2 protein-coding genes are annotated in these 2,872 nt (G+C 40.0%); both read right to left on the reverse strand.

Going from position 1 to position 2,872, the window contains the following annotated elements:
• Nucleotides 1-128 precede the first annotated feature (128 nt).
• Nucleotides 129-1,301: a CapA family protein gene (locus tag KO361_06430; protein ID MCC7575200.1), complete on the reverse strand. Its 1,173-nt coding sequence runs from the start codon at nucleotides 1,299-1,301 to the stop codon at nucleotides 129-131.
• An 18-nt stretch (nucleotides 1,302-1,319) separates the two neighbouring features.
• Nucleotides 1,320-2,759 carry a lipopolysaccharide biosynthesis protein gene (locus tag KO361_06435; protein ID MCC7575201.1) on the reverse strand — a complete coding sequence of 480 codons (1,440 nt, stop codon included), beginning with the start codon at nucleotides 2,757-2,759 and terminating at the stop codon, nucleotides 1,320-1,322.
• Between the last annotated feature and the right edge of the window lie 113 nt (nucleotides 2,760-2,872).

Here is a 2,872-nt window from a genome sequence, read left to right on the forward strand (position 1 = left end):
CTTCTGCCGTTTCCCAAGAGGAGACGTAGTTCAAAAGATCTTCGCCATACAAGCTTCGATAGCCTATAAAAGCTGTACCCGTGACGATTCCGTTTTTGGATTCGTATGAATTTGTAAATACTTTGTTATCACGATTTATGTAAATCATTGGCATCATCCTTCTTTTGATCATGTTCGGCTTTTCTCCCAAACCTACAGATAAGATCTTTTATTGTTCCTGCTAGAAAGGCTCTTTGATAAGGATTGGACAATCTTAGAGAGAAATAGATAAATTTTAAATATCTAAGCGGGTTTTGAAATTTTCTTGGAACTTGATTCAAAAAACCCAGGTAACGGTTTGAATTGACAATTTTATTGCTCATAGAGTTATAGTATTGTCTCTTAATAACCCTTCTACACTCATTTGCCCAAAGTCCCTGATATTGAGGCTCCTCAAATTCGAGAAACTTTGTATTATTCCCTAAAATATTAATCACTCCTGTTTCACGATTAATTGAAGTAAAAATCTTCTCAAAGGTAAATTTTTCTTTCTCAAAGCCAATTCTGATTAATACTGATTCTTCTGTCCCTTCAAAAGATAAGTGACCTGGAATGTCAAAAATAAAATTGCCAAGAGAGAAGAAAACCATTCCCCCCCCTTTTTTCTCAATCCCCTGAACTACATGAGCGTGGTGAGCAACAATAATGTCAACTCCTGATTCCAAATATTTAAGAAATTTTCTCCTGCGGCTTGGCATAGGTACGTAAGAAAATTCTTCTCCCCCATGATAGTTCAACACTACCCAATCCGTTTTTTCCTTACATTCTCCTATTATGTCTAAAAGTTTTTCCTCTTGTTTGTCACAAAATATTCCAGGGCGTTCAGCTGTTGCCAAAGAACCTTCTGGATGGCACACGGCAATAAGAGAAACTTTAATGTTATCTTTTTCGAGAACAAGAGGGCGGGAAGCCTCGTCCAAATTCATTCCAGCCCCTAGAGTCTGGATATTTAAATTTTGGGCTATAAATCGAGTTTCCTTCAAACCAGCCGCTCCAGCATCCATGATGTGGTTATTAGCTAAATTAAAAATTACCCCGGGAAAATTTCTAAACATGTCAACTCTTGAGGGGTGACTTGTAAGAGAAACTCCAAGTTTGGGTATATTCTCACAGGTTGTAAGTGCTCCTTCAATATTAAAAACGTTATAATCACTGTTTCTAAGAAAGGTAATTATTTGAGGATCCAAAAAATCAACAGTGCTTTCTTCTGCAAAAATGCCGGAAAAACTAATATCTCCTGTAAAAGAAATACTTAAAGACATAAGACCGCCTCGCTTGCATTATTTTTTAAGGTTCCTATAAATATTTTTAAAATAAAAGGGCGTTACTGCCAAAGCAACCAGAGCTGTAATAACAAAAACCCCAGAAAAAATATTTGTTAAAAGTATAGGTAGTATCAGAAAAGATGTTTTGAATAATGAACGAAATGAAACTTTCAGCAAAATTCCAAGCTTATTTTGAGTTTTTTCTAATATCCAAAACAAAATATAAAGAACGAAAAACAAGCTGAATGCTCCATAAAGGGATATAGATATTAAAGGACTTTCCCGTAAAAAACCCCCAAAAACCATAAGGACTCTTCCAACAGAATTAACAATTTGAAACCATAAAAACTCTCGTTGCTTTTCCATAACGAAAAATAACGAGCTAAGTGGTGAAAAAACAAACATGAACAACACCCAAGGAGCCAAATACCTAGAGAAAACTCCTGCCATTTCCCAATTATCTCCAAAAACAAAACCAAACAATCCCGGAGCCAGAATAGCTATAGTAAGTATGGGAAAAGCTGCAAGTTCCAAAAGAATTTCGAAGGTTTCCCTTGAGACCTTACTGAGATTCCCTTCGAATTTTGCTACAGACGCTTTCTGGAGAAAAACTTGCCCAACAGCCTGGCCAATTAGCATGGCAGGCAATTGAAGAACTTGAAAGCTCAGAGAGAACCATCCCCCGATCTGTGCTGAATAAAGAGCAACAAATAAAATTGGAGCGATCTGTCTTCCCAGGGTGTCAAACAACCCACTCAACGTGCTATACATTGGAAATGCGCGGTAACGCAATGCTACCCTTTTGACATCCTCTCTGCGAGGTTTGGGGAAACCTTTTTCCTTTAAAAGAGATTTTGCAAGAGTCGTGATTCCGCCGGCTTGGGAAGCAACACTCCCCAAAAGCAGACCAAGAGGCCGGAGACCCAGTAGCCCCAGAATCACTTTTGTAATAATTCCACTGACGCTCTGGGTAACCTTTGTCCTTGCGATGGTCTGGAATAATTTCTCCCGTATAGCCCACTGTGTGAGAACCAAATAAGCCCCCATTCCTCCGACAGCGACAGGTATCAGATAACGGTAAGGGATGAGAATATCCATAGAAATTTTCCCCAAGAGCAGTTTGCCGAAAACCAACATGACAGTACTAATAAAGACCACGAATACAGCCTGTAAGAAGAAACTTAGAACAACAAGAGATTTTGCGTAGCGTTCGTACTTGGGCAACGGAATGGCATAATGGTAACGTAACCCCGAAAGTTCCATGAGAATAGCCACTATGGAACTAAACGCTGCCATGACACCAAAATCTGCCGGGGAGTAGATACGGGAGAGGACAGGCATAATTGCCACGTTCAGGCCCTGGGCGATGGTCGTGCCTCCGGCAAGGATCGAAACGTGTCGCATGGCGGAACCTTTCGGGAGAAGGCGGTTCAAAAAGTTGCGGATGGATTCCAAAAACTGACCTCCTTAAGAAACCGTGAGACAAAAACAAAAAAGACTAAAGCTTTGCACCACAGACGGAGTGCCCCAAGCGCAGCGCCAGGGTAGGACACAGAGAAACACAGAGA

This window comes from Candidatus Woesearchaeota archaeon, assembly GCA_020854775.1.
Classification (GTDB): Archaea; Nanobdellota; Nanobdellia; order Woesearchaeales; family 21-14-0-10-32-9; genus 21-14-0-10-32-9.